We start from the raw sequence: 25,746 nt of genomic DNA, 5'->3' as shown, positions 1-25,746 counted from the left end.
TCATGATCAAAGTATCCCATCTTTCTAAGCGCATCGGCGAAGTGCAGGCCTTAAACGATTTGAGCTTCGTGGCCGAAAACGGCCAGATCACCGGCCTACTCGGCCCTAATGGCGCGGGTAAAACCACCTGTTTACGCACGATTTTCGGTCTGTTAAAACCCGATACTGGCACGGCTGAAATTGAAGGTATCGACGTTGCCATCGACCCGATTGGCGCTAAGCAGCAGTTAGGCTTATTCCCCGACCCGTTCGGTCTATATGAGCGCTTAACGCCGCGGGAATATATCCGTTACTTTGCCGAACTCAGCGGCTTATCCGCGAGTGATGCCAAGGCGGCTACTGATAATGTCATCGCCAAATTGCGCCTCGAAGATATCAGCGATCGCCGCTGTAAAGGCTTCTCCCAAGGGCAAAGAATGAAGACCGCCCTCGCCCAGGCCATAGTCCACAGCCCGAGCAATATTATCCTCGACGAGCCGACCCGTGGACTCGATGTGATGAGCACTCGCTTGCTGCGCGATATTCTTATCGACCTTAAGAATCAAGGGCATTGCGTGCTGTTTTCCAGCCATGTGATGCAGGAAGTCGCGGCCTTGTGCGACCAAGTGATCGTGATGGCGCAGGGCCGAGTGGTCGCCATCGGCAGCCCAGAGCAACTCTGCGCGCAAACGGGTAAGGCCTCACTCGAAGATGCATTTATCCAGCTGATCGGCACCGATGAGGGCATTGCCGCATGATGACTCACAACATTAACGCTCACACAAATTGCGATAACGCCTGCTTCGACCTAATGGCGAACAGACAAACTTGGGATAAGGAATAATCATGAACAAAATCATCGCAATGGTTCGCAAGGAACTGATAGACGCCGCCCGCGATAAACGCTCTGTGATGGCGGGACTCTACTACGCCATTGGTACGCCGCTGATCATGTGTGGCCTGTTTATGGTGCTTATCGGCCAACTGACCAGCCCAGACGATCTTAAAATCAGCATCACTAATCCCGACAAGGCGCCGGACTTAGTGAGATTTTTATCCAACAAGGGGATTACACAAGGCGAAGCAGGCGCTAAGGATCTGAAAGCCATCGAGCTGATTATCAGCCCCGACTATGCCAAGCAGATGAACCAAGGCAAAGGCGCCGAGATCACTATCGTGGCCGATAACTCAGAGGAAAAACTGCAAAACTCGATTCGTCGCTTAGAGAAACAGTTACAGGCCTATAGCGCCGAAATGGGCAGCCTGCGCCTAATCGCCCGTGGCATCGACCCTCGAGTGGTGCAGCCGCTGAAAGTGAATGTGCATGACCAAGCCACAACCGACTCTAAGGGCGGGATGATCTTAGGTATCGCCATTTTCACTATGATTTACTCAGTGTTTATCTCGGGGATGAATCTGGCCATCGACACCAGCGCCGGTGAGCGTGAGCGTAACTCCTTGGCATTGTTGCTCAGCCATCCGCTGACCACGCGCCAATTAGTGCTCTCTAAAATCATTGCCGTCGGCCTATTTGCCCTGCTCGGCCTAGTGTTGATTCTACTCGTGTCTAAGGTCGCCTATACCTTCGTGCCTTGGCAGGAGCTCGGTTTTAGCGTCAGCATCACCAATGAATTTATGGCGCTAATGTTGCTGGTCGGTATTCCCGTCGCCCTGATGGCCGCCTGTCTGCAATTGTTTGTATCCTTTATGGCCAAAACCTTTAAGGAAGCTCAGTCCTATCTAACTATGGTGCTGTTTGTGCCCTTGGCGCTATCCATGGCGGCCAGCTACAACATAGCGCCGGACATACTGCAATGGTTGCCCGTTTCGGGTCAGCAACAGGCGCTGATGGACTTTATCAAAGGTAAGGACATGAACATGCTTCAATTGCTGGTATCGACACTGGGCACCTTAGCCATCGCCCTCATCTTGGCGTTAGGTATGGAAAAATCCTTAAAGAGTGAAAAAGTGGTCTTCGGCTTATAACACTATCGACCCAAGGGCGCACCGCGCCCTTGGGTTAAAGGGGTCAGTTATGGAAAACGAATATGTGCTGATGGTGATCATGGTGACTTTTGTGGTGGGTGTGAGTGCCACAGAAATGTTTAAGCATTACCTGAAAATCCGCCAACTGGGTGGCGGCAATGAGCGACAGCTTGAGGATAAACTCACACAGTTGAGTCTACAGAATCAAGTGCTTACCGAGCGTGTGCAAGTGCTGGAGCGCATAGTGACAGACGCAGAGAACGACACTGCCAAGACATCTCTGGCGCAACAGATTGACGCGCTGAAATAGCCGTTAATGCAGTTCAGCCTCGCAGCAGTTGTCGCTATCAAACTCATATTGCTGAGTATTAAAGCGCTGCCTGTAGGCCCTCGGGGTTAAGCTCGTTAGCTGAATGAATAATTTGCGAAACGAGCTGACATCCTCATAACCCACACGGGTGACCACTTCCTCTAAGCCTAGACTGGTCGTTTCCAATAGGCGTTTTGCCTCATCCACCCGCAGGCGCTGCACATAGCTCGCCGGAGTCTCGTTTAATGCCTTTTTAAAGCGGCGGATAAGAGTGCGCTTACCTAAAGCAAATTTATCAGCGATATCATCCAGTAACAGGGGTTCGGTTAAATGATGTTGCATCCATTGCTGCACATTCCAAATCACCTCGTCCTTATGGCTCGACGTCATCAGATCCATGGTCATAAAGGGTTGTTGGGATTGGCGATTAGGATCAATCAACAGGATTTTTGCCATCTGGCTTGCTAACTGCTCACCCACCAAAATGTGCACTAAATGCAGTGCTAGGCTCATATTCGAGGTTGTCGCCCCCGCGGTATGCAGATGGCCGTCGGACACCACCAGCTTGTCCATCCGCAGGTTCACCTTGGCAAAATGTCGCTGAAACATCTCATTCAGCCACCAGACGGTGGTCGCCTCGCGCCCGTCCAGCAGGCCGGAGGCCGCTAAAATCAAGGTGCCTGAGCAATAGGCCGCCAATGGTTTTCCTGAGACAGCAAACAACCTTAACGGTTCGAATAAGGATTCAAAATCATTGAGATAGGTTTGAAACTCGCTTTTATTGGTCACCATGGCCGAGGCCAAGATCACCGCATCGGAGTGCAGAATATCACTCGGGGTATTAAGCCCAACGGCAGGCACTTTAATACCTTGATTCGTTAGGATATCACCGCCATGACTCGAGACCACTTGGCACTCAAACAGGTCTTGCTCAGCCTGTGGATTGACTCGCCGCCAATAGGTATTGCAGAAACTAAACACATCGAGAAAACCAATAATCCCGCTGGCAACCGTATTGTCCGTCGCCAAAATAGTGATCCTTTTCATTCCAATGCCCTCCCCAGCCTCATCATGTATTGAGTCTAGCTTACTGGCTAAAAATGTCACTACTCACCCTAAAATTGTCAATAACGACACTTCAAGCCCAATACGGGAGTTTTTAGACTGTGCTTAAACCTCCAGCACACAGGACGACACTATGACACAGCGCACCCTCAGCCAGTTTAAACGCCTGCTGGCCTTTGGCTTACTCAGCCTCATTTGGACACTCTTGCTCTGGTTAAACTTCAGCATTGCGCCCAATGCCTTCGCGCACTTTGTGGCTATCCCAGTGCTGTTTATCGCGACGGGCGTGTCGGCGCTGCTGATCACCAGCAAGCCACCAACTCCGAACAAGCCAATAAAAAACCCAAGCTAGGCTTGGGTTTATGTCATCTTGCTGTGCGGCGCGTTATTTTGCCTTAGGCCTAAAAGGCTTAATCACGGCTTCGTTACACTCGAGGTACGGCCCTTCCATCAGGTCGATGCAGTAAGGGATGGCGGGGAACACCGCATCTAAACATTCGCGGATAGATTTTGGCTTGCCCGGCAGGTTCACAATTAATGAATCCCCTCGCAAGCCCGCAGTTTGGCGCGAGAGAATCGCCGTAGGCACAAACTTTAACGACTCGGCGCGCATCAGTTCACCAAAGCCCGGCATCATGCGATCGCACACGGCCTCAGTCGCCTCAGGCGTGACATCGCGCTTGGCTGGACCAGTGCCGCCCGTGGTCACAATCAAGCAGCAATCCTGCTCATCGGCCATCTTGATCAGGGTCGCTTCAATCACATCCTGCTCGTCGGGGATCACTTGATAAATCGGCTCCCACTCGCTGGTGAGGTAATCATTGAGGGTGTCGATAATGGCCTTGCCCGAGATATCCTCATAAATCCCCGCGCTGGCACGATCGCTTACCGTAACAATCCCGATTTTTGCTTTGCTCATAGGAAATCCCCAATCATGTTGAAATAAAACCAATCGACCGAAAGCAGAGGAGAAACCTATGCTCCTTCGACTATAAGCCGCAGCTAAAATAGCATAAATGCTCGACTAATGGGGCAAGTAAAACGTGATGAAGTTCGCGCAATAGGCTCGAAAAAAAGCTAAGGCAAGCAATCACTCACCTCAGCTTGATGGTTTGCAGGAAGAGTTAACTCACCTGTGACAGTGTGGGCAACGCAGGGAAAGCGCCCTTCTGCCCACAGGTTACGGCGCCGCAACGCACCGCAAACTCAATCGCCTTGCGCAACTGTGTCTGACATGCGAGTCGATGTTTTAAGGTTAGATGCTCGAGATCAAACGCCAACTCAGAACCTAGCGCAAACAAAAAACCCGCCATAAAGCTGTCGCCCGCCGCCGTGGTATCAACGGCTTTAATTTGTGGGACTGGCACACTAAATCGTTCATTCACTGTGATGCATTGCACTGGATTGGCGCCGTCAGTAATCAAAATAACTTCAACACCTTGCGCCAAACAAAACTGCAAATAATCTTCGAAACTCTTATTCCGCGTTAATGCTAAATACTCAGCCTCTTCACGGCTCATTTTCAGCACTTGTGTGTAACGAAAACACTGCTCAACCCGCTCAGCAAGCAATGCGGTATCGGGCCAGAGCGATAAGCGCAAATTAACATCAAAACTCACTATCTTATTGAATGAATTCGCACAACGAGCGCCATAGAGACTCGCGTTAAAAATGCTCGCTTCGGTAAAGGTATTGGAGCAGAGATGAAAAATATCCATCTGTTGCCATGGAATGGCATCAAAATGGCGCGGGCTATAGCAAAGGTCGGCAGTCCCTTGGCGGTTAAACTCAAAGGTCCGTTCGCCATGCTCATCCAAATTTACCACCACAGTCGCCGTTGGCGCCTCCGGCACTTGGGTCAAGTAATCCGTTACAACCCCTTCATTCGCTAGGGCTTGTTTTAACATAGCCCCATAATCATCGGTGCTGATGCCGCCGGCAAAGTAACTCTTGCCCCCCAGTTTGGCATAACCCACAGCCACGTTTGCAGGCGCGCCGCCCGCAATGGCTTGATGGGACTTGCCGCTAATATCTGTGGGCAATAAATCCACTAACACCTCACCGAAACTGAGTAATACCGTCATATGGATCCCTTTATGTCTCTAATGGTTAAGCAAAAAGCCCATGCTTGATGGGCCTTTTAAATTGTTGGTTTTAAGCCTCAAACCCGCCGGAGTTAAAACTCGTATCTCAAGGTTGCACTCGTGGTTCTGCCATTAATGGTGCGAGCACGGATAATATTGTTATCAGGAATCGAACCCTCTTCAGCTTCAGTGATACCCGTAGCATCAAACAGGTTGTTGACGTTTAACGAGACGCTTAAGGCCTGAGTCAAGTTGTAGGTTGCAAAGGCATTGACCTGATTGTAACCATCAAACTTGAGATCATTATTATCCTGTGCATAGGAGTCAGTGGTACCAATCAGGTTGATGCCCACTGAGCCTTGGTCAAAGTTATAACGGCCCATCAGCGAGTAGATAAAGTCGGCCTGTCTTCTTGGGGTATTCCCCACAACGTCTGGCGTTAACGCATCCTTGGCAATTTCAGCGTCGGTCCAAGTGACATTGCCCCTAAAATCGAAGTCACCGATAAAATAGGCCGATTCAATTTCAATACCTTTGGCTTTGTACTTACGGTCGAAGAAACGCTGACTGGTCGCCTCGAAGTTTTGCTCTTCGGTCTCTGAATAGAAAGCGGTCGCGAACACCGATAAATCATCGTAACGGTACTTAACGCCTAACTCATATTGATCCACATTATCGACAGCGTCTTCTTTTGCCACTGAACCATCGGCACGAACCTTACCAAATAACAGGCGATCCGCATTGGCGCGGCCACCATGACTCAAGCGACCAAATGCAGCTAAATCACTGTCAAACTGATAGTTTGCTCCGAGTGAATAGGAGGTGTAGCTCCAGTCATAATTCACGGGTTGCGGATTGGCATTATCGATAGAAGAGACGCTCTGCTCAGGAATAGAGATAACGCCATCCAAGTTCATATCCACTTGCGATTGCACATTACCTGCGTAGTAACCACTGGCATCGCCGCTGTCGTACCGCACACTGGCATCCAACGACAAATCCCCAAAACTTGACGCTACCGCAAGATAAGGCGCCTTAATGTTGTATTCGGTATCGTAATTACGTTGGCAACAGTTGCCCCAATAAGGCACACCATAGCCGTAGAGCCCAGCATCAGAATAGGCGGTACCATCGGTGGCCACCACATCGAGCAATGCGGCGTTATCCCCTTTGACTTCCATCAGATAGGAGTTCCACATCCAGGTCATATTGATATTTTGGGTGGCATTGTAATAACCCAGAGTAACGCTGGTATCGTCAAAAGTTTTCGTCAATTTTAAGTCGTTTACGATTGAGCCAAAGTCATTCATCTTGACGTCGAAGGTATGGATACGCATGGCGAGTCCATCCATAGGATTGCCCGCATCGGGACCATTGGCATAAATCAACTTGGCGCCAGTGCCGGCAATACTGGCCGCAATGTCGGCACCATTAGCCACTTCGGCAGGGAATGGCGCCATAAAATTACCGCTCACATCCGAGAAACGGAAACGGTTTTCGACCTGCCAATCATTGCCTAAATCAAAAGACGCCTCTAAACCCACAGAGTTAACCTCAGGGTTCATACCATCGCGCATATCACCGCGACGACGCTCACCATCGGCGCCCAAACTCAGGGTTGAGAGGAAATAAGCTGATTGAATAGCATCGGATTTCGCATTAAAACCTGGGACAGAACTACCGTCCGAATACATTGGCATAGGTAAGTAGCCAATACTCTTATCATCTAAGTGTTTAAAATAAAGACGAACATAGCCACTATCGAACTCTTTGGTAATGTTGGCTTTTACCTGGCCGCCCTTGTTGGCATCATAACCAGCTTGGCGAGGACCTTCGCCAGTCCGCACAAATCCCCCCACATGGAAACGCAGACTGTCATTGATACTCGTGCCATATTCAAAGTCGGTGCGGAAGGTATCGTAGTCCAAGCCAAAGGTGGTAGACACACTGCCAGCATCCGAGCTACCAGTTTTACTGATCACGTTAATAATACCGCCGGGAGCATTACTGGCCGCAGTAGACGCCGAACCACCGCGAATCGATTCAATAGTTTGCACTGTAGAATCTAAGCGTAAGAAGATATCCGCATTACCAAAGGCAATATCGCCAAACTGCAGAATAGGTAATCCATCTTCTTGGATTTGAAGAAACTTAGCACCGCCCGATGCCACAGGTAAGCCACGGACAGCAATGTTAGCGTTACCTTCACCACCCGTTGATTCCACCTTCATCCCCGGAATGATCCGGAATGCTTCGGCAGATGAACGGGGAGTACTAACCTCCAACTCGGCGAGTGATACGCTGCTAACTGACACGCTCGAGTCCATGACGCGGGTACCACGAGCAACGCCCGTAACGGTAATACGCTCGAGGCCTAACGCATCTTTCTTGGTTTCTTCCTGCGCGGGTGCATCGGCAGCCCAAAGCTGAGAACTCACCAAGACGGCGATGGTACTTAACAAGAATTGTTGTGATGTGCGATTTATCATTTTTATGTCCCCACCCATATTTTGAGAAGCTGCCTATATCTCCCCACGGCAACTTCTACTGAATTGTTGTTAATCGATTAGTGAGTCTTGTTTGGTTCCCAAAAACATCTTAATCGATTAAGTTAACAAGTTAGCAACTAAATAACAAAAAGCAAGTGCGTTTTTTGTACAAGCCAACAAACTTAAAGTGGGAACAGCTAGCAATTAATTGATTAATCGAAAAAATGTGACAGAAAAAATTTTTCTGTCACATTTCAATTCAAACGGTTTCACGGCTTAACAGAGCTTGAGAAGGATCTTTAATCAGATTAATCCCCGCTAACAGGCACAACAAAACGGCAAACCCGGTTGCGAGGTAAAAGCCATACTTCACATGGCCGAAAATATCCCCAACTAACCCCATGCACAGGGGAGCCAACGCCGCAGAAACCGCGGTAAAAAACAGGATAACTCCAGCCACAGAGCCGTGCTGTGCCACGGGGAAACAACTGATCCCCTTGGAGTTTAAAGTGGGATACATCATTGACATAAACAGCCCTGAGAGGGGCAAGAGAATAACGGCGGCCTCAACGCCATAGAGCATAGAGCCGAGGTAGCAAAGGCTGATCGCTAAGCTAAACCAGAACATAACCTGTTGCCACGAAAAGTGATTTAATATCCACCCACCCAAAAACCGTCCACCCGCTCGCAGGGTAAAAAAGATGGTCAAGGCATAGGCCGCAAGTACTGTGTAATCCCCCTGATACTCTTGCAGCAAGCTAGGCATCCATACATAAATCGCCACTTCGGTGGCCACATACAAACCAATCGCAAGGGAAAACCCTAATGCATAAGGATTTTTCATCATACTGAAGGTATTCGTCAGATTAATTGTTTCCGTTGAAGATCGCTTAACCTGCGGATAATCGGCCCTAAACGCTAGCCAACAGAGCAGCAGACAAAACACACCCGCCCCAAAATACAAATACTTCCATGACACACCACTGATAAGCAGATAGCTGACGATGGCTGGCCCCACCATGGCGCCGACCCCAAAAAATCCTTCGACCGTATTCATGGTGCTGGAATGCTGTTTTGTCGACCGAGAAATATCACCGATCAGGGCTAAGGCCCCGGTTTTAAATACCCCTATTGCCAAGCCCACCAAGGCCAATAGCAGCAGGAAATAATAAAACGACTCCCCAAGCGCAAATAAAAAACAGGCAATGGCGAACAACAACAGCCCTAATAAAATGGTTAGTTTACGCCCTATTTTATCCGCCAAAAAACCGAGGAATAGACCACTTATTGCAATAAAAATCATCGGCATATAATGAAAGGCGCTCGCCTGTGATAAAGAGAGGCCAAACTCAGAAATCAGCTGAGGAATGATCACGCCCACGGCATCTGAGGTCATAGCGAACATAAAAAACATTAAATACGTCAACACTCTAATTCGAGTGTGATGGCGATTTTCTACAGAATTTGAATCACTTACCATACTGTTTCACCTTATCGTTATCGCGCTAAATCCCCTTTGAAGCTAGCTAAGCCCCAAACAGCTTTAGGCATTATTTATGTACAGCAGTGAGCTAATCCCCCCAAAACCAAGACTAACTCAAAAATCTAACAAACCACTTGAATAATGTTTCACATTGGTTAAATATACAACTTAATCGATTAAGTTTGTTTGTGCAATTTATAAATAACCGCCAGCAAACTTTACTCTGGGAAGGCTACTAAAGCGTGGGCAAAGTATGAAAAATCAAGTGCAATTGATCACCTATGTCGATCGGATAACCGGTGCCGGACTCAAACAACTCAAAGCCTTACTCGATAATGAGTTAGATGGTTTATTTGGGGGCGTTCATCTACTGCCATTTTACTATCCCATCGATGGCAGCGATGCGGGGTTTGATCCCATAGACCATGTACAAGTGGACTCACGCTTAGGTGATTGGGACGATGTCAAAAGCATAGGCGAAGCGTTCGACATCATGGCCGACTTGATCGTTAACCACATGTCCGCAGAATCCCCCGAGTTTAAAGATGTACTCAAACATGGCAAACAATCGGTTTACTGGGATTTATTCCTGACCAAGGACAAGGTATTCCCTGAGGGATTAAGTGAACAGGATCAAAAAGCTATCTATCGCCCCCGCCCAGGGAGCTGCTTTAGCACTTACACCTTAGCGGATGGTTCAACGGAAGAATTTTGGACCACCTTTACCCGTAACCAGATCGATATCGATGTTAACTCAGCTGCAGGTAAGGATTATTTAAACCGCGTATTGGCGCGATTTAACCACAGCAAAGTCAATTTAATCCGCTTAGATGCTGCAGGTTATGCGATAAAAAAACCCGGCACTAGCTGCTTTATGATTGAAGAGTCCTTCGAGTTTGTGGATAAATTAGCGAAGCAGGCCAATGAGTTAGGTATGACAACCCTAGCCGAAATCCACTCCCATCATATGACGCAAATCGATATCGCCAAACGAGTGGACATGGTTTACGACTTCGCCCTGCCACCGCTCATCCTGCACACGCTGTTTAGCCAAGATTGTAGCGCCCTGAGTCACTGGCTAGACATGGCCCCTCGCAACTGCATTACCGTTCTCGATACCCACGATGGCATTGGTATTATCGATGTCGGCCCAATGGATGGCTTACGCGGATTATTGGACGAAAAACAAATCGATAATCTGGTCGAAACCATACACGACAACAGTAAGGGCGAGAGTCTACAAGCCACAGGGGCGGCCGCCAGCAATGTCGATTTGTATCAAATCAACTGCACCTATTACGATGCCCTAGGGCAAAATGACCTTGATTACTTGATGGCGCGAGCAATTCAGTTTTTCGCACCGGGTATTCCTCAGGTCTACTACACAGGCCTGCTTGCCATACCAAACGACATGACGTTGCTGAATCAAACCCACGTCGGCCGAGACATTAATCGCCCCTATTTAAACCGGGAAAAAGTGCAACAAGCCCTGCAAAAACCTGTGGTTAAAGCCCTCATCCAATTGATTAAACTGCGTAATAGTAGCGCAGCATTCAATGGCCGCTTTTCGATGGCAGCAAGTGGAAAAACACTAACTCTCACATGGTCTGCACAAAATGCATCGGCCAGTCTTAGTCTCGACTTTGCCCATAAACAAGGGCTGATCACCCTACTTGATGAGCAAGGCATCGAAACCCAAATCGCATTAGCAGACCTGCTCACTCAAGCACAGGCCTAATGCAGAACAAAAACAAAAGGCGCTTAATTAGCGCCTTTTGCATATAAAACTGATTGTATTAACAGCTTTTGCCTAAACGTAGTTCATACCCTAATACCTGAGCATGCACGGCATCGTCGATAAACATCTGCGCCGCCATTTGGCCTTTTTGTTCCGAGTATTGGTAAACCGTGGTCAGTGGTGGATTCGAGCGAGTCGCCTCATCAATACCATCAAATCCCACGACACGAATATCCTCAGGAATCGCTAATCCCATGGCCTGCGCCTCACCCAGCACACTAAGGGCAATTAAGTCGCTCATACATAAAAATACATTGGGTCTTGGGGTTGAGTTTAATGCCTCCTTGGCCGCAATCCGCGCATACTCCGCATTACTTTCTGGAATATTCCAAATCCGATCATTACCAAGGGTGACACCCGTTTCCTCAATCGCCTGTAAATATCCCTGCAACCTCTGGTGCGCAATCGACATATCGATTTCGAGCAAATTCAAATCGTAAACTCGGCAAGTTAAATGGGTATCGAGTAGCCTCAATCCCAATATTGCAACTTGATCGGAGGGAGATTTTAACGCCAATTTTGCCACCTCATAGGCGGCTAACTTATTGTCAATGCTGACAGAAGCGTTGCGGTGGATATCAAAGTCCACTGTAACCACCTTCTTCTTAACCTGTTTTAATTGCTCGGCGAGCAAGGTATTGCGCGGGCGACCATAACAAATAAACCCATCCACAAAATCGGCCACCGCATTCACACTGTCGGAGCTGCCAGAAAATAGCAGTAAGTTGAGTTTTTCCCGCTCCAATACCGAAGCCACCCCCTTCATAAACTTACTGGCGACAGGATCGGACACCATATATTCAACACTATCGGACAGTACCAGCGCGACGGTATCAAATTTGCCCCTACGTAGGGACTGCGCCGCCTTATTTGGGCCAAAATACCCCAGTTTAGAGCAGGCGGCTAAAATCTCGTTGCGACGTTTTTCCGATAGCTGATCGGGACGATTAAAAGCATTAGAAACAGTGGCGTTAGAGACACCTAGCTCGTTAGCTATGCTCTTTAAAGTCCAGTTTTTAGTTGTCATGCAGAATTCCTGGCAAAGAATGGGGTCACAGCGGAAGCGAACCTACCGCAAATACTACACAGCTTAAATCCGTCGTGCACCAACAAATCTACTCATGATCCCTAAGCGCAGTCGCAGGCGAGAAATAACCCACAATCGCCGAGCTGAGTGCCACCAGAGCCGCCGCGATAAAACCCCATTGGAAGGCGTGATGCACAACCTCTATGGGTAACTGCTTTATTGCCGCAATTCCCACCTGCGCCCCGTCGAGCGGTAATAAGCCATATAGCAACAGACTGAATAAAGCCGTACCAATTGCCGCGCCCATGGAACGACTCAAGGACACCATGGCGGTGATTTGACTTAAACGCGCCTTGCCCGACACGCTCTGCACCACTAGCTGTACGCTGGGCATCACAGTCCCTAAGCCAATGCCCACCAGCACACCTAAAGCGCCGATAAGATTCGCATTCGGCGGCACTAAACCGATTAAGAGCAAACCGATAAAGGCCAAGCTCATGCCGAAGGTCGGCAACCATTTAGGCGCCACATCCCGACTCAACAGCCTGCCAGCGATGGTGGAACCTGTGACAATGCCAAAGGTCATTGGCATCAGCAGCAAGCCCGTTTTGGCCGGATTGGTGTGCAGACCGACCTGCAGGTAAATGGGTAAAAAGAAGATCATCGCAAACAGGCAGGCGGCAAACAGCGCGGCCGTGAAGAGCGGCATATAAATGGCTTTATTGGCGAGTAAATCCAGCGGTAAGAAAGGACTCTCTCGCCGACGCTCCCACCACAAGAGCACTAGGGCGCCCACACAGATAAATCCCATAAAGCCTAAACTTGTGGTCGATAGCCAAGCAAAGTCTTGCCCCGCCACTGACAACCAATACAGCAGCGCCGTGATGATCGTGGGAAATAACAGCACGCCGAGTAAGTCAAACCGCCCTTGCCGCACGGGTTTAATACTCTGTTTATGCAAGCGATTAAGTCGCCAAACCGCCAGCATGACCAAAGGAATATTCGCCCAAAATAACCAGTGCCAAGAATAGGCATGCACCACAAAGCCACCAATCACAGGGCCGCCAACACTGGCGAGGGTAAACATAGCGGCAAAATAGCCCTGAAAACGCGCCCTTTGCCGTATCGGCACCAATTCCCCTACCAGGGATTGGGACAGACTCATCAGCCCGCCACCGCCGAGGCCTTGGAGTATCCGCCCGGCAATCATATGGTCCATAGCCCCAGCACTGGCGGAAACAATTGAACCCAACGCAAACACCACTAAGGCGATCATCAGGATTTTAGCGCGGCCAAAGTTATCCCCTAGCCAGCCGTAAATAGGCACACTGGCCGCCATCGCCAGCATATAACCGATAGTGATCCACGAGGCTTGCCTGAGGCCGCCAAGATCTTCCACTATCGCAGGGGTGGCGGTGGCGAGTAGGGTCTGATCGACCGCCGCCAGAAACATGGGTAAGAATACGGCGGAGAAAATCGCCAGAAAAACCGAGGTGGGCAGAGGCTCATGAGGGGACGAAGCAGACGCTGGGGTCATAGAGTCTCCACCTGTGATTAAGGCTTAAATTCGCCTTGCATTCCAATACTTTGATGCCCAATAACTATTTAGCAGACTCGAAATTTTCACCCCTTGGCTCGTCGAGACATGGAGGAAATTATTCCCGCCCACATAAATGCCGACATGGTGCGTGCTCCAACCCGTTTTGAAAAACACTAAGTCGCCTTTACGCAGTTGGTCCCGCGCCACAGGTTTGCCGAGAGCTTGCTGTTCTTCCACAGTGCGCGGCAGAGTCATGCCCAACATCTTTTGATAAGCGACCGACACAAAGGCCGAGCAATCGATGCCTTTCTTAGTGCCGCCACCTAGGCGATAGGGTACGCCGCGCCATTCGGAATGGAAATCGGCGATATTGCTATCGTTCCAAACGGAGACAGGTTCAACTTGCTTCACCACAGGCTTAGGTTCTGGCGCGCTCGCACAGGCGCCAAGACCTAAGGCTAAGATAACTATCAGTAATCGTTTCATTAGCGTAAAACTCATCGCAGGCAATTCTTGCGTAATATGGGTGCTATCAAAGCGATAACGAAAATATCGTGAAAAAACCGATGGTAACAGCCTAAGCTAATCCCAAGCTTAAAACTATAACGCCGTCCACAATAAACGAATACCCACCAGCACCATTAAAATCAAGATGATGCGTTTAAACAACCTATCGCTGATCTTATCTTGAATCGCCAACCCCAGTTTTACGCCTAACCAAGCCAAAGGCGCAAGTAATAGCGAAATCAGAATGTTACCTTGGTTAATTTGCCCGAGCAGACTATAGGGCACCAACTTAACCAGATTCACCACCGCAAAAAATACCACTGCCGTGGCTAAAAACTCTGGCTTGGCCAAGCGTAACGGCAGCAAATAGGCATTGAGTGGCGGCCCGCCCGCATGGGCCACAAAGCTGGTAAAGCCTGCGGTTAAGCCGCAGAGTCGCCCCACGAGTGGCGAAGGCGTTGCTTGGGTTTTATCCCCTAATATCAAGCCATAAAGACCAAAACCTAAGGACACACAGCCTAAAATCGCCCGTAAGTAATCTTCGTTTAAGCGGTCGAACAACCAATAGGCTATGCCTATGCCCACAATCGCTGAGGGTAAAAGGATCCATAATTGGCGAGGATTATGTTGGCCCCACCAGGAGCGAACACTTAAAAAATCCATATAAATCAGCAATGGCAACATGATTGCCGCCGCGGTTGCCGGGCTAATGGCCAGCGCTAACAGGGGCACGGTCAAGCCACCGACACCGCCGGCAAAACCCGATTTAGAGATCCCAGTGATCAACACCGCAGGAATCGCCACCAGCCAAAAAACAGGGTCTGTTAACATCCCTTATTCCCAATATTGCGTTAAAGTCATTAAGGTCGAGCAACGAGTAACAGACCTTGAGGGCGATAACACGCCTCGCTGCACCAGCATAAATGTTAAGTCTATCCGTGTCTAAATGAAGATAAGGAGTCGATATGAGTCAAATGCAAACATCGCCATTTTACGGCGGCCCAAGGGAATGCCCCGTCGAAGATGGGCGGATCCAAATCCAGCAAATTGCCCCAAAAATCAGTGATGTGGGCGGGATACCCGTGGCGCGGGCGATTCCGCAAAAACCGCGTCGACTCATAGGACCTTGGTGTTTTCTGGATCATATTGGCCCAGTCACCGACGGCCCCTTAATGAATGTGGGCGAGCATCCCCATATCGGCCTTCAAACCTTCACTTGGATGCTGGAGGGGGAAATCATGCACAGGGACAGCCTAGGTAGCGCCCAAGTGATCCGCCCAAAGCAGGTCAATCTGATGACCGCAGGCCATGGTATTGCCCACACCGAAGAGTCCGTCGAAGGTCATCGCACTATGCATGCGGTGCAGTTATGGATTGCGCTGCCGCTGGAACACAAAGACACTGTCCCTAGATTCGACCATTATCCCCAGCTGCCCACTTGGCAGGAAGCGGGCGCCGAATTTACCCTATTGATTGGCTCGTGGAAGGATAAACAAGCGCCCACGCTACACTTTTCACCAATCGTCGCGCTCGATATCTTTGCCGCAGAGGCCACTCAACTGACGCTCAGGCTGGATCCGCGATTTGAATATGGCCTAATGCCACTCGAAGGCAGATTCGATATCGACGACGAGGCCTTTGATAACAATAACCTCGCTTACCTTGGCATGCTGCGCGAGAGTGTGACGCTCGACCTTCACCCTGGCGCACGTTTACTGCTGATTGGCGGCGCCCCCCTCGCCGACACCGTCAGTATTTGGTGGAATTTTGTCGGCCACAGCAAGGAAGATATCGCCAGCGCCCAAGCCGATTGGGAGGCCAAGTCCCCACGTTTTGCCACTGTGCAGGGTTATAACGGCAAACGCTTAATGCCGCCGCCCATCCCTTGGTAGCCCAAGCCTTTCATGCGTTAGCGCGAGGTAACCGAGCTAGATTACCTCGCGTAATGGCGGTATTTGCAGCCACTATCCAATGCAACTTGGCGAGCAGAACCGCCAGCCTGATGTAAATGCCAGACAACATTCACAAGCCAAACCCCAGAAAATTTTACGGATTTTTTACGCGCTATCCCTACAGGCCTTTGCTAGAGTAGCCTTAACTTCAGCAACGCCTTAGCCGTTATGACTTTTGCAAACACAGCCTCCATCAACCAATACTGGCGCACGCACCCCGCGTTATTTACCGCCATGTTGTTAGTGATTGCTCTGCTCACAAGCTATTTGATTGATTACTTTTCAGGCTCGGCCATTGCCGTACTGCTTATCCTGCAATTAGCCGTGGTCGCCGTGGCCCTGCAATGCAGCGCCAACTACGCCTATTTTGTGGCCGTGTTTGGCGCAGTGAGTTTCAATTTTTTATTTACCACCCCGCGCTATTCGTTGCAGATGTTCAACGTCGAAGACATAGTCAATCTAAGCGTGTTTTTGCTGGTCGCCCTCACTAGCAGCAAGTTAGCCGAACATTATCGCCGCCAGCAACAGGCACTCGAACAGGCACAGCTTAGAAATAGCATTTTGCTCTCTGTCTCCCACGATTTACGCACGCCGCTTGCGACCATTATCGGCACCTTAACCACGCTGAAGGAATACCAAGCTAAACTCAGCCCAGAGCAAAACGAGGAGCTTATCGACTCGGCCGCTGCCGAGAGTCATCGCCTGCACCAATATATTGAAAACCTCTTGCAGGCGACCAAGTTACAACATGGCGCGCTCAAATTTAGCCTAGACGAAGCCAATCTACGCGAAGTATTACAGCGCACTATTGCCCGCTTTCAAACCGCGCAACCTAGGATCCAAATTCATAGTGAGCCAGAGCTTCCGCCATTAATGATTTGTAGCTCTTTGATTGAACAGGCGATTTTCAATGTGCTCGACAATGCCCTGCGCTACTCGCCCGCAGAACTGCCTGTTACGGTAAACCTATACCGCCACCAACAGCTGCTACGCATCGATATTCAAGACTTAGGACAGGGCATAGCGCCAGCCGACGCCGAGGCCATTTTCGAGCTGTTCTATCGTCAACATCCCTCGACCGATGGCGGTGCGGGATTAGGCCTTGCGGTCGCTAAAGGCATTATTACCGCCCACAGGGGCAGCATCGGCGCCGAAAGTGTCGCCCAAGGCAGCCTGATCCGCATCGCTTTACCCATAACCACGGAGGCGGCATAAATGGCTTATAAGATATTAGTGGTGGATGATGAGCCGCAAATCCATACCTTTATGCGGATCTCACTCGAAGCGGAAGGCTTTGAATACTTAAGCGCCACCAGCATAGCCACGGCGCTCAAACAATACCAAAGCCACCAACCGCACCTTATCGTGCTCGACCTCGGCCTGCCCGATGGCGATGGTATCGAGTTGCTCCATGGGCTGCGCCAGCAGGATAAGACCCCAGTGCTGGTGCTCACCGCCCGCGATCAGGAGGAAGAAAAAATCCGCCTGCTCGAGGCAGGTGCTAACGATTATCTGAGTAAGCCCTTTGGCATCAGAGAATTAATCGTGCGTATCAAGGTATTAGTCCGCGACCTTGTGGATACCTCAAGCCCCATCGATATGCTGCAATTTGGCCCGCTCACCCTACAAAAGAGCAGCCATCAATGCTGGCTCAATCAACAGGAAGTGGCACTCACTAAAAAGGAATTTGCCCTGCTCGCCCAACTCATGTCCCACCCGGGGCAATTACTGAAACAAAGCGAACTGCTGCGCAATATTTGGGGTGAGACTCACCAAGAAGATAGCCACTATCTACGGATTTTAGTCCGCCAACTGCGTAAAAAGCTCAACGACAGCGACGAACAACAGCTGATCAAAACCGAGCCCGGCTTAGGGTATCGACTCACCGACCTCGGCCCGCCCTAGGCCAACTCGCCTCACTCTTTAGCTCAATCACAAAAGGATATGAAATGGCACATTTTACTGTCATCGGATTAGGCCGCTTCGGCGTTGCCGCGAGCCTCGAACTCATCCACTTAGGCCACACGGTTACCGGTGTCGATAGCGACCCCAAAATCGTTGAAAAATATGTAGAAAGTCTTACCGAAGCGGTGATTTGCGACTGCGCCGATGAGGCGTCGCTGCGCGAACTCGATCTGACCAACTGCGAGGCAGTGCTGGTCGCTATCGGTGAGGATATGCAGTCTAGCCTGCTGTGCACACTGGCACTGAAAAACCTCGGCGTGCAGACGATTTGGGTCAAGGCCAGCACCAAGGCGCACCACACCATAGTGTCGAAACTCGGCGTTGCCCGTATTATTCATCCCGAGGAAGAAATGGGGATCCGCGTCGCCCAGTCGCTTAACTACCCTATGGTGAATAACTTTCTCGCCATCGGCGATGGGCTTTATATTGTTGAAATCCATATTAAAGCCCAGTTGCATCACACCACTGTTGGCCAACTGCTCGGGAGCTTGCAGGAGCACAGCGCCGATGAGCAAACCAATGTCCCACGCAATCCTAAGGGCAAGGTAGCGGCGCTGATGGTTAAGCGTGAGCACAACGTATTTAGCAAGATTGATAGCGACTTTAGCCTGCACACAGAGGATGCCCTATTCCTCTGCGGTAGCCGTGCCGAGTTAAAACAGCTCGCACCAAGGTTGGTGTAACGTGGTTCAATGGCACCCTTCGCTCACCCTAGAGCACACACCTAAAAGCGGTAAAAAACTCTTTGGCGCGCCGCCTTTTATCTTAAGTGTCAGTTTTGCTCTGCTGATCTTAGTTGGCACTTGCTTGCTTAAACTGCCCATCGCCACCGAGTCGCCCATTACTTGGCTGCAAAGCCTCTTTACCGTGACCTCGGCGGTGACGGTCACAGGGCTTGTGGTCGTCGATACAGGCAGTGTGTTCACGCCCTTTGGCCAAGTGATTATCGCGCTGTTAATTCAATGCGGCGGCCTAGGTTTGATGACCTTTGCCATAGTCACGCTAATAGCGCTGGGCGGTAAGATAGGTTTCTTGCAGCAAACAGTGGCGAAAGAAGCGTTTAATCAAACCGATACCTCCACCTTAGTCTCGACCGCTAAGGCCGTGCTGGTGTTTTCACTATTGGTTGAAGCTGTGGGTATGCTGATTTTATCCGTCTACTGGAGCGGCGAGCTGGGCTGGCAAACCAGCCTATTTCATGGCTTCTTTTATACCATTAGCGCCTTTAATAACGCGGGTTTTGCCCTAAGCCCAGATAGCTTAATCCCCTATGTGGCCGACCCAGTCGTTAACCTCACCATCACAGGTTTATTTATTGTGGGCGGCCTTGGGTTTTCGGTGTGGATTGACCTCAAGCGCAATAAACGTTGGTCGAAACTCACCGTCTACAGCCGCATGATGATTACTGGCACCATACTGATCAACGCCGTAGCCGTGATTGCCATTTACTTGATTGAGTACAACAACCCCAACACCCTCGCCCCCTTAAGCGAACTCGGCAAATGGTTAGCCTCTTGGTTTCAAGCCGTGACCCCACGCACCGCAGGCTTTAACACCCTGCCCATAGACCAACTCGAGGATGGTTCCACCCTATTGATTTTAGTGCTGATGTTTATCGGCGGCGGCTCCCTCAGCACCGCCAGCGGCATTAAGGTGGTGACCTTTATGGTGTTAATCCTCGCCACCTACGGCTATTTACGCCGCGATGAAGCAGTGTATGTGTTTAAGCGCGAAATCCCCAAAGATACCATTAGCAAGGCGCTCGCTCTAACGATGATCTCCATCGGCGTCACTTGGCTGGCAATATTCGCCCTCGTGCTTACCGAAAAAGCCCCGATAATGGATATCGCCTTCGAAGCCGTATCCGCCCTCGGCACCGTCGGGCTATCCCGTGGATTAACAGGCAATTTATCCAGCGCAGGCCAAGGCATTATCATCTTTATGATGTTTATGGGACGCCTCGGCCCACTGATGTTGGCCTACTTCCTTGCCAACCCAAGGGTAAAAAAGCTGCGCTATGCAGAAACCAAATTAGCAATTGGCTAAGGATTGGTTGGTGGCACAACAAATTTACTGATAATCAGAGAGTTGTAATCTTGAGCCTGTGGGATGATCGAGTTGTCTATGGAAACGCTGACGGATAGGTGAGCCACGGCATTTGATCGACGACGCGGTGAATAGAACCTTGGGTTTCTAAGCTTATGAACGAGAGCCATGGAAGGCGAACTGGCCGTTAAACACGGATGTTGTTCAAGTCCATCCTTGGATGCCGGGCCGCCCGTCTGATGTAAATGGATTCACGAATGCCACGATGGCATGGATGCCAAAGAGCGGCCATGGGGCGGACGGTCGTCTCGCTAATCACCATGGTTCACCTGTTTAGCATCGGCGTAACCTATTTGTTTTAAAGAAGATATGCGACTCGTTTATGGGACATTTTCGAGTTAAAGCCTTAACTCGAACGTGTCTGTTTTGGATAAGAATATCTATGGGCTAACGCCCGCATAAAATGCGGATAATGCTTGGCTAAAATTAGCGAAGAATGAGCGCCAGCCAAGCGTTTGACGTCATTTTTGATGCGCTTGTTAAGTTACCTATTTAGACGGTATAAGCCACATTCATTAGCCCATTTTTCAATTTTTTCTGCGTGTTTAGGATTACGTAAGTAGAAAACATTAGTGTCGTCCCAGCTTTCAAAATATACAGCCTCCAACTCAGGCAGCACCACTTTATAAAAATGACTACTATCTACATTATGTGGAGCGCACATTAAGTAAGCTTCTTTAGCAGCATCCGAGGTAAATTTTCGAAATTGTGGTTTAGCTGAACTCCAACGACCTTTAAATGTAAAGTTTAGAACCTCAGTGTTATCGATTAATTTTTTCGCAAATTTAACGAATTTTGCATCTCTACTTTGTTGCTCCTCATCAGAAACGTCAGATAAGTATTTAATTGAGTCTTCTTCTCCCAACCAACGGTCGAAAACCGAAACCGCCATGTAAGTATATGCATCTGTATCTTCTACAGCATACAACTTATCAAGATCTGGATACTTTTCTCGCAAGTCTATTTGAGATTTTTTATCCAATGCCAGAAATTTACGCATATCTTCCTTGGTAACTTAACTATCGCCTAAACGGCGAGCAACTTGTTGCGAGTCCAGCGGCCGAAGGCCGCGATGTTTAAGGCACTTGTTAGGGCTGCACACTAAAACGGTGCACATGTTGTCCCTTGATGGTAAATCATTTGCCATTGAGCGCTATTGTTCTGTCGCCAGACTGAACATCTATGCGAATAAATTGGCGATGGATGATCAATTTTTGACATCTTCACTTTGTATAACAACTGAGCACAATCCGGGCCAAACATACGTAACTCGTAATTACTTGCGGTTATTTCAGGCGCAACCTCAGTTGGTAAACGCTCCAATACATTTGCCTTCCCAAATCGCAACCCTGAAGCACCAATTTCAATAAAATCATCAGAAATTAGCTGAGCGAGTTCACTTGAAGAATTTCGAACATCAGGCTGGAAAAGACGCTCCTCCAACTCAATTAATATTCTCTCCAAATCCTCCATGGAACCTCCAAAATGCCCTAACATTTTATTCGTGCGCATGCGCGTTTATCATGTTAGACCAGTGAAAACGCGCACAGTTAACTATCTGTATACAAAGAACTTATCAGCTTTTTGCCTAATATACCATCTGGAAAAACGCGCATGCGCGTTTTCCAAACCTATTAACTAAAATTCAGTTACTATATTCACCTGATTTTATAGTGTTTTATTTATTGCGGATGGAATTAGTGCGCAATGTTCTTGCCTTCAAATCATCCCCAAATACCTAAATTTAAATATGACTGTATACCCATACATTGTTAGTCAATTTCTGGTAAGGCAAAACATAGGCAAATAGATAAAAATTTGTACAGCAGCAGGAGTGGGAATTTTCGGTTGAGCTAACGAGCCGAAACACGTAATGAGGCAAAAGCCTTTAGCCAGATGAATAGTTCAATGGTCGTTAAAATTGCCATTGTTGCAACAGTGTCCGTTGGCGGCATTTACACTTCCATGTATTGCAGATGCCGCCGTCGAGCCTATAGGGATACTTCTTGTAAAATAAAAGGGCGGCGTGTCACTGGCGGTGTTTTTCAAGATAGTTGTCACTCTTTGTTTAAATATTAAGCTGCATTTATTACGCCTTCTTCTGGTGCCTTATCTGGGTTGAGTGTTACAGCGCCAACCGCTTCACAATTTCTGATCTCTGTAGACCAACGCATCGGTTTTCTTTCCTTCGCCGCCTCAAGCACTTTCTTGCGCTTCGCTAAAATAGCGCCATCTTGCAGTGCATGACGTTGCCCTGGTGAGACAAAATTTAGCTGGCTGTGTTTATGCTCATCGTTGTACCAGGTTACAAACTTTTCCACCCATTCTCTTGCTGTTGCTAAGCAGCTAAAACCGTTCTACTATTTGTACCTGTTTGAAGATATTTACAGTAGAAAAATAGTGGGTTACGAAGTTCATGAGCAAGAAAGTGGGGAATATGCCGCTGCGCTAATCCAACGCTGTCTGTTACGCGAGCAATGCTTTAACACGCCATTAGTGCTGCATTCTGATAATGGGGCGCCGATGAAGTCACTGACCATGAAAGCCAAGCTGGAAGAGCTTGGTATTACGGCATCATTAAGTCGGCCGCGGGTGAGTAATGACAACCCCTTTTCAGAGTCGTTATTTAAAACGTTGAAATACCGCCCACAGTGGCCGGCATCAGGTTTTAGCTGCTTAGCAACAGCAAGAGAATGGGTGGAAAAGTTTGTAACCTGGTACAACGATGAGCATAAACACAGCCAGCTAAATTTTGTCTCACCAGGGCAACGTCATGCACTGCAAGATGGCGCTATTTTAGCGAAGCGCAAGAAAGTGCTTGAGGCGGCGAAGGAAAGAAAACCGATGCGTTGGTCTACAGAGATCAGAAATTGTGAAGCGGTTGGCGCTGTAACACTCAACCCAGATAAGGCACCAGAAGAAGGCGTAATAAATGCAGCTTAATATTTAAACAAAGAGTGACAACTATCTTGAAAAACACCGCCTGATGCCGGCCACTGTGGGCGGTATTTCAACGTTTTAAATAACGACTCTGAAAAGGGGTTGTCATTACTCACCCGCGGCCGACTTAATGATGCCGTAATACCAAGCTCTTCCAGCTTGGCTTTCATGGTCAGTGACTTCATCGGCGCCCCATTATCAGAATGCAGCACTAATGGCGTGTTAAAGCATTGCTCGCGTAACAGACAGCGTTGGATTAGCGCAGCGGCATATTCCCCACTTTCTTGCTCATGAACTTCGTAACCCACTATTTTTCTACTGTAAATATCTTCAAACAGGTACAAATAGTAGAACTGGCCTTTGACGATTGAGGCTAAATAAGTGATGTCCCATGACCACACTTGATTCGGCCCATCTGCCCGATAACTCAACGGTTTGCTTCGATTGACCGCAGCCTGAGTGCGGCCACGATGGTTAAGTTGACCATGAGCATTTAACACTCTGTAGAAGCTGGATTCCGAGGCGATATAAATCCCGTTATCTAATAATGTTGGCACAATTTGCGACGGGGGTAAGCTGGCGTACTCCGCTTGATTGCACACACTTAATATCTGTTGTCGCTCATGTTCTTCGAGTTTATTTGCTGGCTCTGGTCGAGCTGCTGTTGGCCTTAAATCAGCTTGCACTTGACCTTCTCGATACCAACGTCGATAGGTACGCTTACTGAGGCCCGTTTCAGCACAAGCCTTATAAAGGCGAGCACCATTGGTATAGGCCTCTTGGATTAAGGCAATCAATGCTATGCGCTCAGGCAAGGGGGTTAGCTCTCCTCGCTGTCGTCCCCCCAGAGCGCATTGAGCTTTTTTCTGAGCACCAGTAACGCAGCAGCTTCAGCCAGCCGGTGTTTTTCAAGATAGTTGTCACTCTTTGTTTAAATATTAAGCTGCATTTATTACGCCTTCTTCTGGTGCCTTATCTGGGTTGAGTGTTACAGCGCCAACCGCTTCACAATTTCTGATCTCTGTAGACCAACGCATCGGTTTTCTTTCCTTCGCCGCCTCAAGCACTTTCTTGCGCTTCGCTAAAATAGCGCCATCTTGCAGTGCATGACGTTGCCCTGGTGAGACAAAATTTAGCTGGCTGTGTTTATGCTCATCGTTGTACCAGGTTACAAACTTTTCCACCCATTCTCTTGCTGTTGCTAAGCAGCTAAAACCTGATGCCGGCCACTGTGGGCGGTATTTCAACGTTTTAAATAACGACTCTGAAAAGGGGTTGTCATTACTCACCCGCGGCCGACTTAATGATGCCGTAATACCAAGCTCTTCCAGCTTGGCTTTCATGGTCAGTGACTTCATCGGCGCCCCATTATCAGAATGCAGCACTAATGGCGTGTTAAAGCATTGCTCGCGTAACAGACAGCGTTGGATTAGCGCAGCGGCATATTCCCCACTTTCTTGCTCATGAACTTCGTAACCCACTATTTTTCTACTGTAAATATCTTCAAACAGGTACAAATAGTAGAACTGGCCTTTGACGATTGAGGCTAAATAAGTGATGTCCCATGACCACACTTGATTCGGCCCATCTGCCCGATAACTCAACGGTTTGCTTCGATTGACCGCAGCCTGAGTGCGGCCACGATGGTTAAGTTGACCATGAGCATTTAACACTCTGTAGAAGCTGGATTCCGAGGCGATATAAATCCCGTTATCTAATAATGTTGGCACAATTTGCGACGGGGGTAAGCTGGCGTACTCCGCTTGATTGCACACACTTAATATCTGTTGTCGCTCATGTTCTTCGAGTTTATTTGCTGGCTCTGGTCGAGCTGCTGTTGGCCTTAAATCAGCTTGCACTTGACCTTCTCGATACCAACGTCGATAGGTACGCTTACTGAGGCCCGTTTCAGCACAAGCCTTATAAAGGCGAGCACCATTGGTATAGGCCTCTTGGATTAAGGCAATCAATGCTATGCGCTCAGGCAAGGGGGTTAGCTCTCCTCGCTGTCGTCCCCCCAGAGCGCATTGAGCTTTTTTCTGAGCACCAGTAACGCAGCAGCTTCAGCCAGCGCTTTCTCCTTATAGCGCAATTCCCGTTGCAGCGATTTGATTTCGGCTTTGTCAGCCTTAGCCTGCTGTTTAATGGTTTTAGTTTGTACTTCTGAGGTTTGAAAACCAGCTAAACAATCCTGTTTCCACTGCTGTACTTGCTCGCGGAACAAGCCCTTTTCACGGCAATACTGGTTTATCTCCGCTTCCGACAGCGGCGCTGTTTCAATAATCACGGCAAGTTTTGCTTCAGCCGACCAATCATCGGCTGTTAATGTTTTACCTGGCACGGGGCGACCTTCTTTTCTGGCAATATCTCGCCAATGATACAAGGTTTGCACCGCGATGCCTTCTTCCCGAGCGACCTCTGCGACCGTTAAGTTGTGAGGAGGTAATAATTTTTTAAGGATCGCTTCTTTACGTTCTGGTGAATACCGAGCCATATCGTTCTCTTTTGCCGCACC

General features: G+C 49.0%; 22 protein-coding genes and 3 pseudogenes. 11 read left to right on the top strand and 14 right to left on the bottom strand.

Annotation, left to right across the window (positions count from 1 at the left end):
- The first annotated feature begins 2 nt into the window (after positions 1 to 2).
- The 3 genes from N5E87_RS00395 (at position 3) to N5E87_RS00385 (ending at position 2,275) form a co-directional block, all read left to right on the top strand.
- Complete coding sequence (locus N5E87_RS00395) at positions 3 to 737, top strand: ATP-binding cassette domain-containing protein (protein ID WP_023265913.1); 735 nt, start codon at positions 3 to 5, stop codon at positions 735 to 737.
- An 88-nt stretch (positions 738 to 825) separates the two neighbouring features.
- Positions 826 to 1,965: an ABC transporter permease gene (locus tag N5E87_RS00390; protein ID WP_086902919.1), complete on the top strand. Its 1,140-nt coding sequence runs from the start codon at positions 826 to 828 to the stop codon at positions 1,963 to 1,965.
- A 49-nt stretch (positions 1,966 to 2,014) separates the two neighbouring features.
- Complete coding sequence (locus tag N5E87_RS00385) at positions 2,015 to 2,275, top strand: hypothetical protein (protein WP_011624712.1); 261 nt, start codon at positions 2,015 to 2,017, stop codon at positions 2,273 to 2,275.
- Positions 2,276 to 2,278: 3 nt separating this feature from the next.
- Here N5E87_RS00385 and N5E87_RS00380 read toward each other — a convergent pair whose 3' ends face one another.
- Positions 2,279 to 3,322 (bottom strand): helix-turn-helix domain-containing protein, encoded by a 1,044-nt coding sequence (locus tag N5E87_RS00380; RefSeq protein ID WP_086902920.1) that lies wholly within the window; start codon positions 3,320 to 3,322, stop codon positions 2,279 to 2,281.
- Positions 3,323 to 3,473: 151 nt separating this feature from the next.
- Between N5E87_RS00380 and N5E87_RS00375 the strand changes: the two genes are divergently transcribed.
- A complete protein-coding gene (locus tag N5E87_RS00375; protein WP_086902921.1) occupies positions 3,474 to 3,692 on the top strand; it encodes a hypothetical protein in 219 nt (72 codons plus the stop codon).
- 33 nt (positions 3,693 to 3,725) lie between these two features.
- Here the strand turns inward: N5E87_RS00375 and mog are convergent, their stop codons facing one another.
- The 4 genes from mog to N5E87_RS00355 form a co-directional block, all read right to left on the bottom strand.
- A complete protein-coding gene (gene mog / locus N5E87_RS00370; RefSeq protein WP_006083754.1) occupies positions 3,726 to 4,259 on the bottom strand; it encodes a molybdopterin adenylyltransferase in 534 nt (177 codons plus the stop codon).
- A gap of 205 nt (positions 4,260 to 4,464) precedes the next feature.
- On the bottom strand, positions 4,465 to 5,424 hold the full coding sequence (locus N5E87_RS00365) for a carbohydrate kinase (protein ID WP_086902922.1): 960 nt from the start codon (positions 5,422 to 5,424) through the stop codon (positions 4,465 to 4,467).
- A 92-nt stretch (positions 5,425 to 5,516) separates the two neighbouring features.
- Complete coding sequence (locus N5E87_RS00360; protein ID WP_086902923.1) at positions 5,517 to 7,913, bottom strand: TonB-dependent receptor; 2,397 nt, start codon at positions 7,911 to 7,913, stop codon at positions 5,517 to 5,519.
- A gap of 259 nt (positions 7,914 to 8,172) precedes the next feature.
- Positions 8,173 to 9,393 carry an MFS transporter gene (locus N5E87_RS00355; protein ID WP_086902924.1) on the bottom strand — a complete coding sequence of 407 codons (1,221 nt, stop codon included), beginning with the start codon at positions 9,391 to 9,393 and terminating at the stop codon, positions 8,173 to 8,175.
- 256 nt (positions 9,394 to 9,649) lie between these two features.
- Between N5E87_RS00355 and gtfA the strand changes: the two genes are divergently transcribed.
- On the top strand, positions 9,650 to 11,134 hold the full coding sequence (gene gtfA / locus N5E87_RS00350) for a sucrose phosphorylase (RefSeq protein WP_086902925.1): 1,485 nt from the start codon (positions 9,650 to 9,652) through the stop codon (positions 11,132 to 11,134).
- Positions 11,135 to 11,192: 58 nt separating this feature from the next.
- On the opposite strand, the gene N5E87_RS00345 is transcribed toward gtfA, so the two are convergent.
- The 4 genes from N5E87_RS00345 to N5E87_RS00330 form a co-directional block, all read right to left on the bottom strand.
- On the bottom strand, positions 11,193 to 12,221 hold the full coding sequence (locus N5E87_RS00345) for a LacI family DNA-binding transcriptional regulator (RefSeq protein WP_086902926.1): 1,029 nt from the start codon (positions 12,219 to 12,221) through the stop codon (positions 11,193 to 11,195).
- 88 nt (positions 12,222 to 12,309) lie between these two features.
- Complete coding sequence (locus N5E87_RS00340) at positions 12,310 to 13,758, bottom strand: MFS transporter (RefSeq protein WP_279766722.1); 1,449 nt, start codon at positions 13,756 to 13,758, stop codon at positions 12,310 to 12,312.
- Between the two features lie 24 nt (positions 13,759 to 13,782).
- The gene (locus tag N5E87_RS00335) at positions 13,783 to 14,247 is read right to left on the bottom strand and encodes an NlpC/P60 family protein (RefSeq protein ID WP_041408656.1); all 465 of its coding nucleotides are present in this window, start codon (positions 14,245 to 14,247) and stop codon (positions 13,783 to 13,785) included.
- Between the two features lie 114 nt (positions 14,248 to 14,361).
- Positions 14,362 to 15,099, bottom strand: coding sequence for a sulfite exporter TauE/SafE family protein (locus N5E87_RS00330; protein WP_279766721.1), 738 nt, complete (start codon positions 15,097 to 15,099; stop codon positions 14,362 to 14,364).
- A 134-nt stretch (positions 15,100 to 15,233) separates the two neighbouring features.
- Between N5E87_RS00330 and N5E87_RS00325 the strand changes: the two genes are divergently transcribed.
- The 5 genes from N5E87_RS00325 (at position 15,234) to N5E87_RS00305 (ending at position 20,231) form a co-directional block, all read left to right on the top strand.
- A complete protein-coding gene (locus N5E87_RS00325) occupies positions 15,234 to 16,160 on the top strand; it encodes a pirin family protein (protein ID WP_086902929.1) in 927 nt (308 codons plus the stop codon).
- 228 nt (positions 16,161 to 16,388) lie between these two features.
- The gene (locus N5E87_RS00320) at positions 16,389 to 17,435 is read left to right on the top strand and encodes a DUF4118 domain-containing protein (protein WP_011624701.1); all 1,047 of its coding nucleotides are present in this window, start codon (positions 16,389 to 16,391) and stop codon (positions 17,433 to 17,435) included.
- Positions 17,436 to 18,125, top strand: coding sequence for a response regulator transcription factor (locus N5E87_RS00315; protein ID WP_086902930.1), 690 nt, complete (start codon positions 17,436 to 17,438; stop codon positions 18,123 to 18,125).
- Positions 18,126 to 18,169: 44 nt separating this feature from the next.
- Entirely contained in the window at positions 18,170 to 18,868 is a 699-nt protein-coding gene (locus tag N5E87_RS00310) for a TrkA family potassium uptake protein (protein WP_011624699.1), read from the top strand.
- Between the two features lies 1 nt (position 18,869).
- Positions 18,870 to 20,231: a TrkH family potassium uptake protein gene (locus N5E87_RS00305; RefSeq protein ID WP_126512211.1), complete on the top strand. Its 1,362-nt coding sequence runs from the start codon at positions 18,870 to 18,872 to the stop codon at positions 20,229 to 20,231.
- A gap of 544 nt (positions 20,232 to 20,775) precedes the next feature.
- On the opposite strand, the gene N5E87_RS00300 is transcribed toward N5E87_RS00305, so the two are convergent.
- The 3 genes and pseudogenes from N5E87_RS00300 to N5E87_RS00290 all read right to left on the bottom strand — a co-directional run.
- Positions 20,776 to 21,291, bottom strand: coding sequence for a hypothetical protein (locus N5E87_RS00300; protein ID WP_086904958.1), 516 nt, complete (start codon positions 21,289 to 21,291; stop codon positions 20,776 to 20,778).
- 101 nt (positions 21,292 to 21,392) lie between these two features.
- Positions 21,393 to 21,764 (bottom strand): DUF4440 domain-containing protein, encoded by a 372-nt coding sequence (locus N5E87_RS00295; RefSeq protein WP_086904959.1) that lies wholly within the window; start codon positions 21,762 to 21,764, stop codon positions 21,393 to 21,395.
- Positions 21,765 to 22,366: 602 nt separating this feature from the next.
- A pseudogene (locus N5E87_RS00290) lies at positions 22,367 to 22,648 on the bottom strand (IS3 family transposase); the annotation flags it as partial.
- Between N5E87_RS00290 and N5E87_RS00285 the strand changes: the two are divergent.
- Positions 22,647 to 23,234, top strand: a pseudogene (locus N5E87_RS00285) (integrase core domain-containing protein); the annotation flags it as partial. The pseudogenes N5E87_RS00290 and N5E87_RS00285 overlap by 2 nt on opposite strands.
- A gap of 38 nt (positions 23,235 to 23,272) precedes the next feature.
- Here N5E87_RS00285 and N5E87_RS00280 read toward each other — a convergent pair.
- A pseudogene (locus N5E87_RS00280) lies at positions 23,273 to 24,129 on the bottom strand (IS3-like element ISSpu6 family transposase); the annotation flags it as partial.
- 40 nt (positions 24,130 to 24,169) lie between these two features.
- Positions 24,170 to 25,725, bottom strand: a protein-coding gene (locus tag N5E87_RS00275; protein WP_086937296.1) for an IS3-like element ISSpu6 family transposase whose coding sequence is annotated in 2 segments (ribosomal slippage) — positions 24,170 to 25,263 and positions 25,263 to 25,725 — 1,557 coding nt in all. Because the reading frame shifts where the segments join, the coding sequence is not laid out codon by codon here.
- Positions 25,726 to 25,746 lie beyond the last annotated feature (21 nt).

The organism is Shewanella sp. GD03713 (genome assembly GCF_029843705.1).
In the GTDB taxonomy this organism is placed as follows: Bacteria; Pseudomonadota; Gammaproteobacteria; order Enterobacterales; family Shewanellaceae; genus Shewanella.
Note: the sequence above shows the minus strand (reverse complement) of the source record. Positions and strands in the feature narration are given on the sequence as shown.

Coding starts and splice junctions, on each gene's coding strand:
- N5E87_RS00380 (WP_086902920.1), bottom strand. CDS start 3,322: ATGAAAAGGATCACTATTTTGGCGACGGACAATACGGTTGCCAGCGGG.
- N5E87_RS00335 (WP_041408656.1), bottom strand. CDS start 14,247: ATGAAACGATTACTGATAGTTATCTTAGCCTTAGGTCTTGGCGCCTGT.
- N5E87_RS00390 (WP_086902919.1), top strand. CDS start 826: ATGAACAAAATCATCGCAATGGTTCGCAAGGAACTGATAGACGCCGCC.
- N5E87_RS00395 (WP_023265913.1), top strand. CDS start 3: ATGATCAAAGTATCCCATCTTTCTAAGCGCATCGGCGAAGTGCAGGCC.
- N5E87_RS00355 (WP_086902924.1), bottom strand. CDS start 9,393: ATGGTAAGTGATTCAAATTCTGTAGAAAATCGCCATCACACTCGAATT.
- N5E87_RS00385 (WP_011624712.1), top strand. CDS start 2,015: ATGGAAAACGAATATGTGCTGATGGTGATCATGGTGACTTTTGTGGTG.
- N5E87_RS00330 (WP_279766721.1), bottom strand. CDS start 15,099: ATGTTAACAGACCCTGTTTTTTGGCTGGTGGCGATTCCTGCGGTGTTG.
- N5E87_RS00365 (WP_086902922.1), bottom strand. CDS start 5,424: ATGACGGTATTACTCAGTTTCGGTGAGGTGTTAGTGGATTTATTGCCC.
- N5E87_RS00320 (WP_011624701.1), top strand. CDS start 16,389: ATGACTTTTGCAAACACAGCCTCCATCAACCAATACTGGCGCACGCAC.
- N5E87_RS00345 (WP_086902926.1), bottom strand. CDS start 12,221: ATGACAACTAAAAACTGGACTTTAAAGAGCATAGCTAACGAGCTAGGT.
- N5E87_RS00310 (WP_011624699.1), top strand. CDS start 18,170: ATGGCACATTTTACTGTCATCGGATTAGGCCGCTTCGGCGTTGCCGCG.
- N5E87_RS00360 (WP_086902923.1), bottom strand. CDS start 7,913: ATGATAAATCGCACATCACAACAATTCTTGTTAAGTACCATCGCCGTC.
- N5E87_RS00325 (WP_086902929.1), top strand. CDS start 15,234: ATGAGTCAAATGCAAACATCGCCATTTTACGGCGGCCCAAGGGAATGC.
- mog (WP_006083754.1), bottom strand. CDS start 4,259: ATGAGCAAAGCAAAAATCGGGATTGTTACGGTAAGCGATCGTGCCAGC.
- N5E87_RS00375 (WP_086902921.1), top strand. CDS start 3,474: ATGACACAGCGCACCCTCAGCCAGTTTAAACGCCTGCTGGCCTTTGGC.
- N5E87_RS00340 (WP_279766722.1), bottom strand. CDS start 13,758: ATGACCCCAGCGTCTGCTTCGTCCCCTCATGAGCCTCTGCCCACCTCG.
- gtfA (WP_086902925.1), top strand. CDS start 9,650: ATGAAAAATCAAGTGCAATTGATCACCTATGTCGATCGGATAACCGGT.
- N5E87_RS00300 (WP_086904958.1), bottom strand. CDS start 21,291: ATGCGTAAATTTCTGGCATTGGATAAAAAATCTCAAATAGACTTGCGA.
- N5E87_RS00315 (WP_086902930.1), top strand. CDS start 17,436: ATGGCTTATAAGATATTAGTGGTGGATGATGAGCCGCAAATCCATACC.
- N5E87_RS00295 (WP_086904959.1), bottom strand. CDS start 21,764: ATGGAGGATTTGGAGAGAATATTAATTGAGTTGGAGGAGCGTCTTTTC.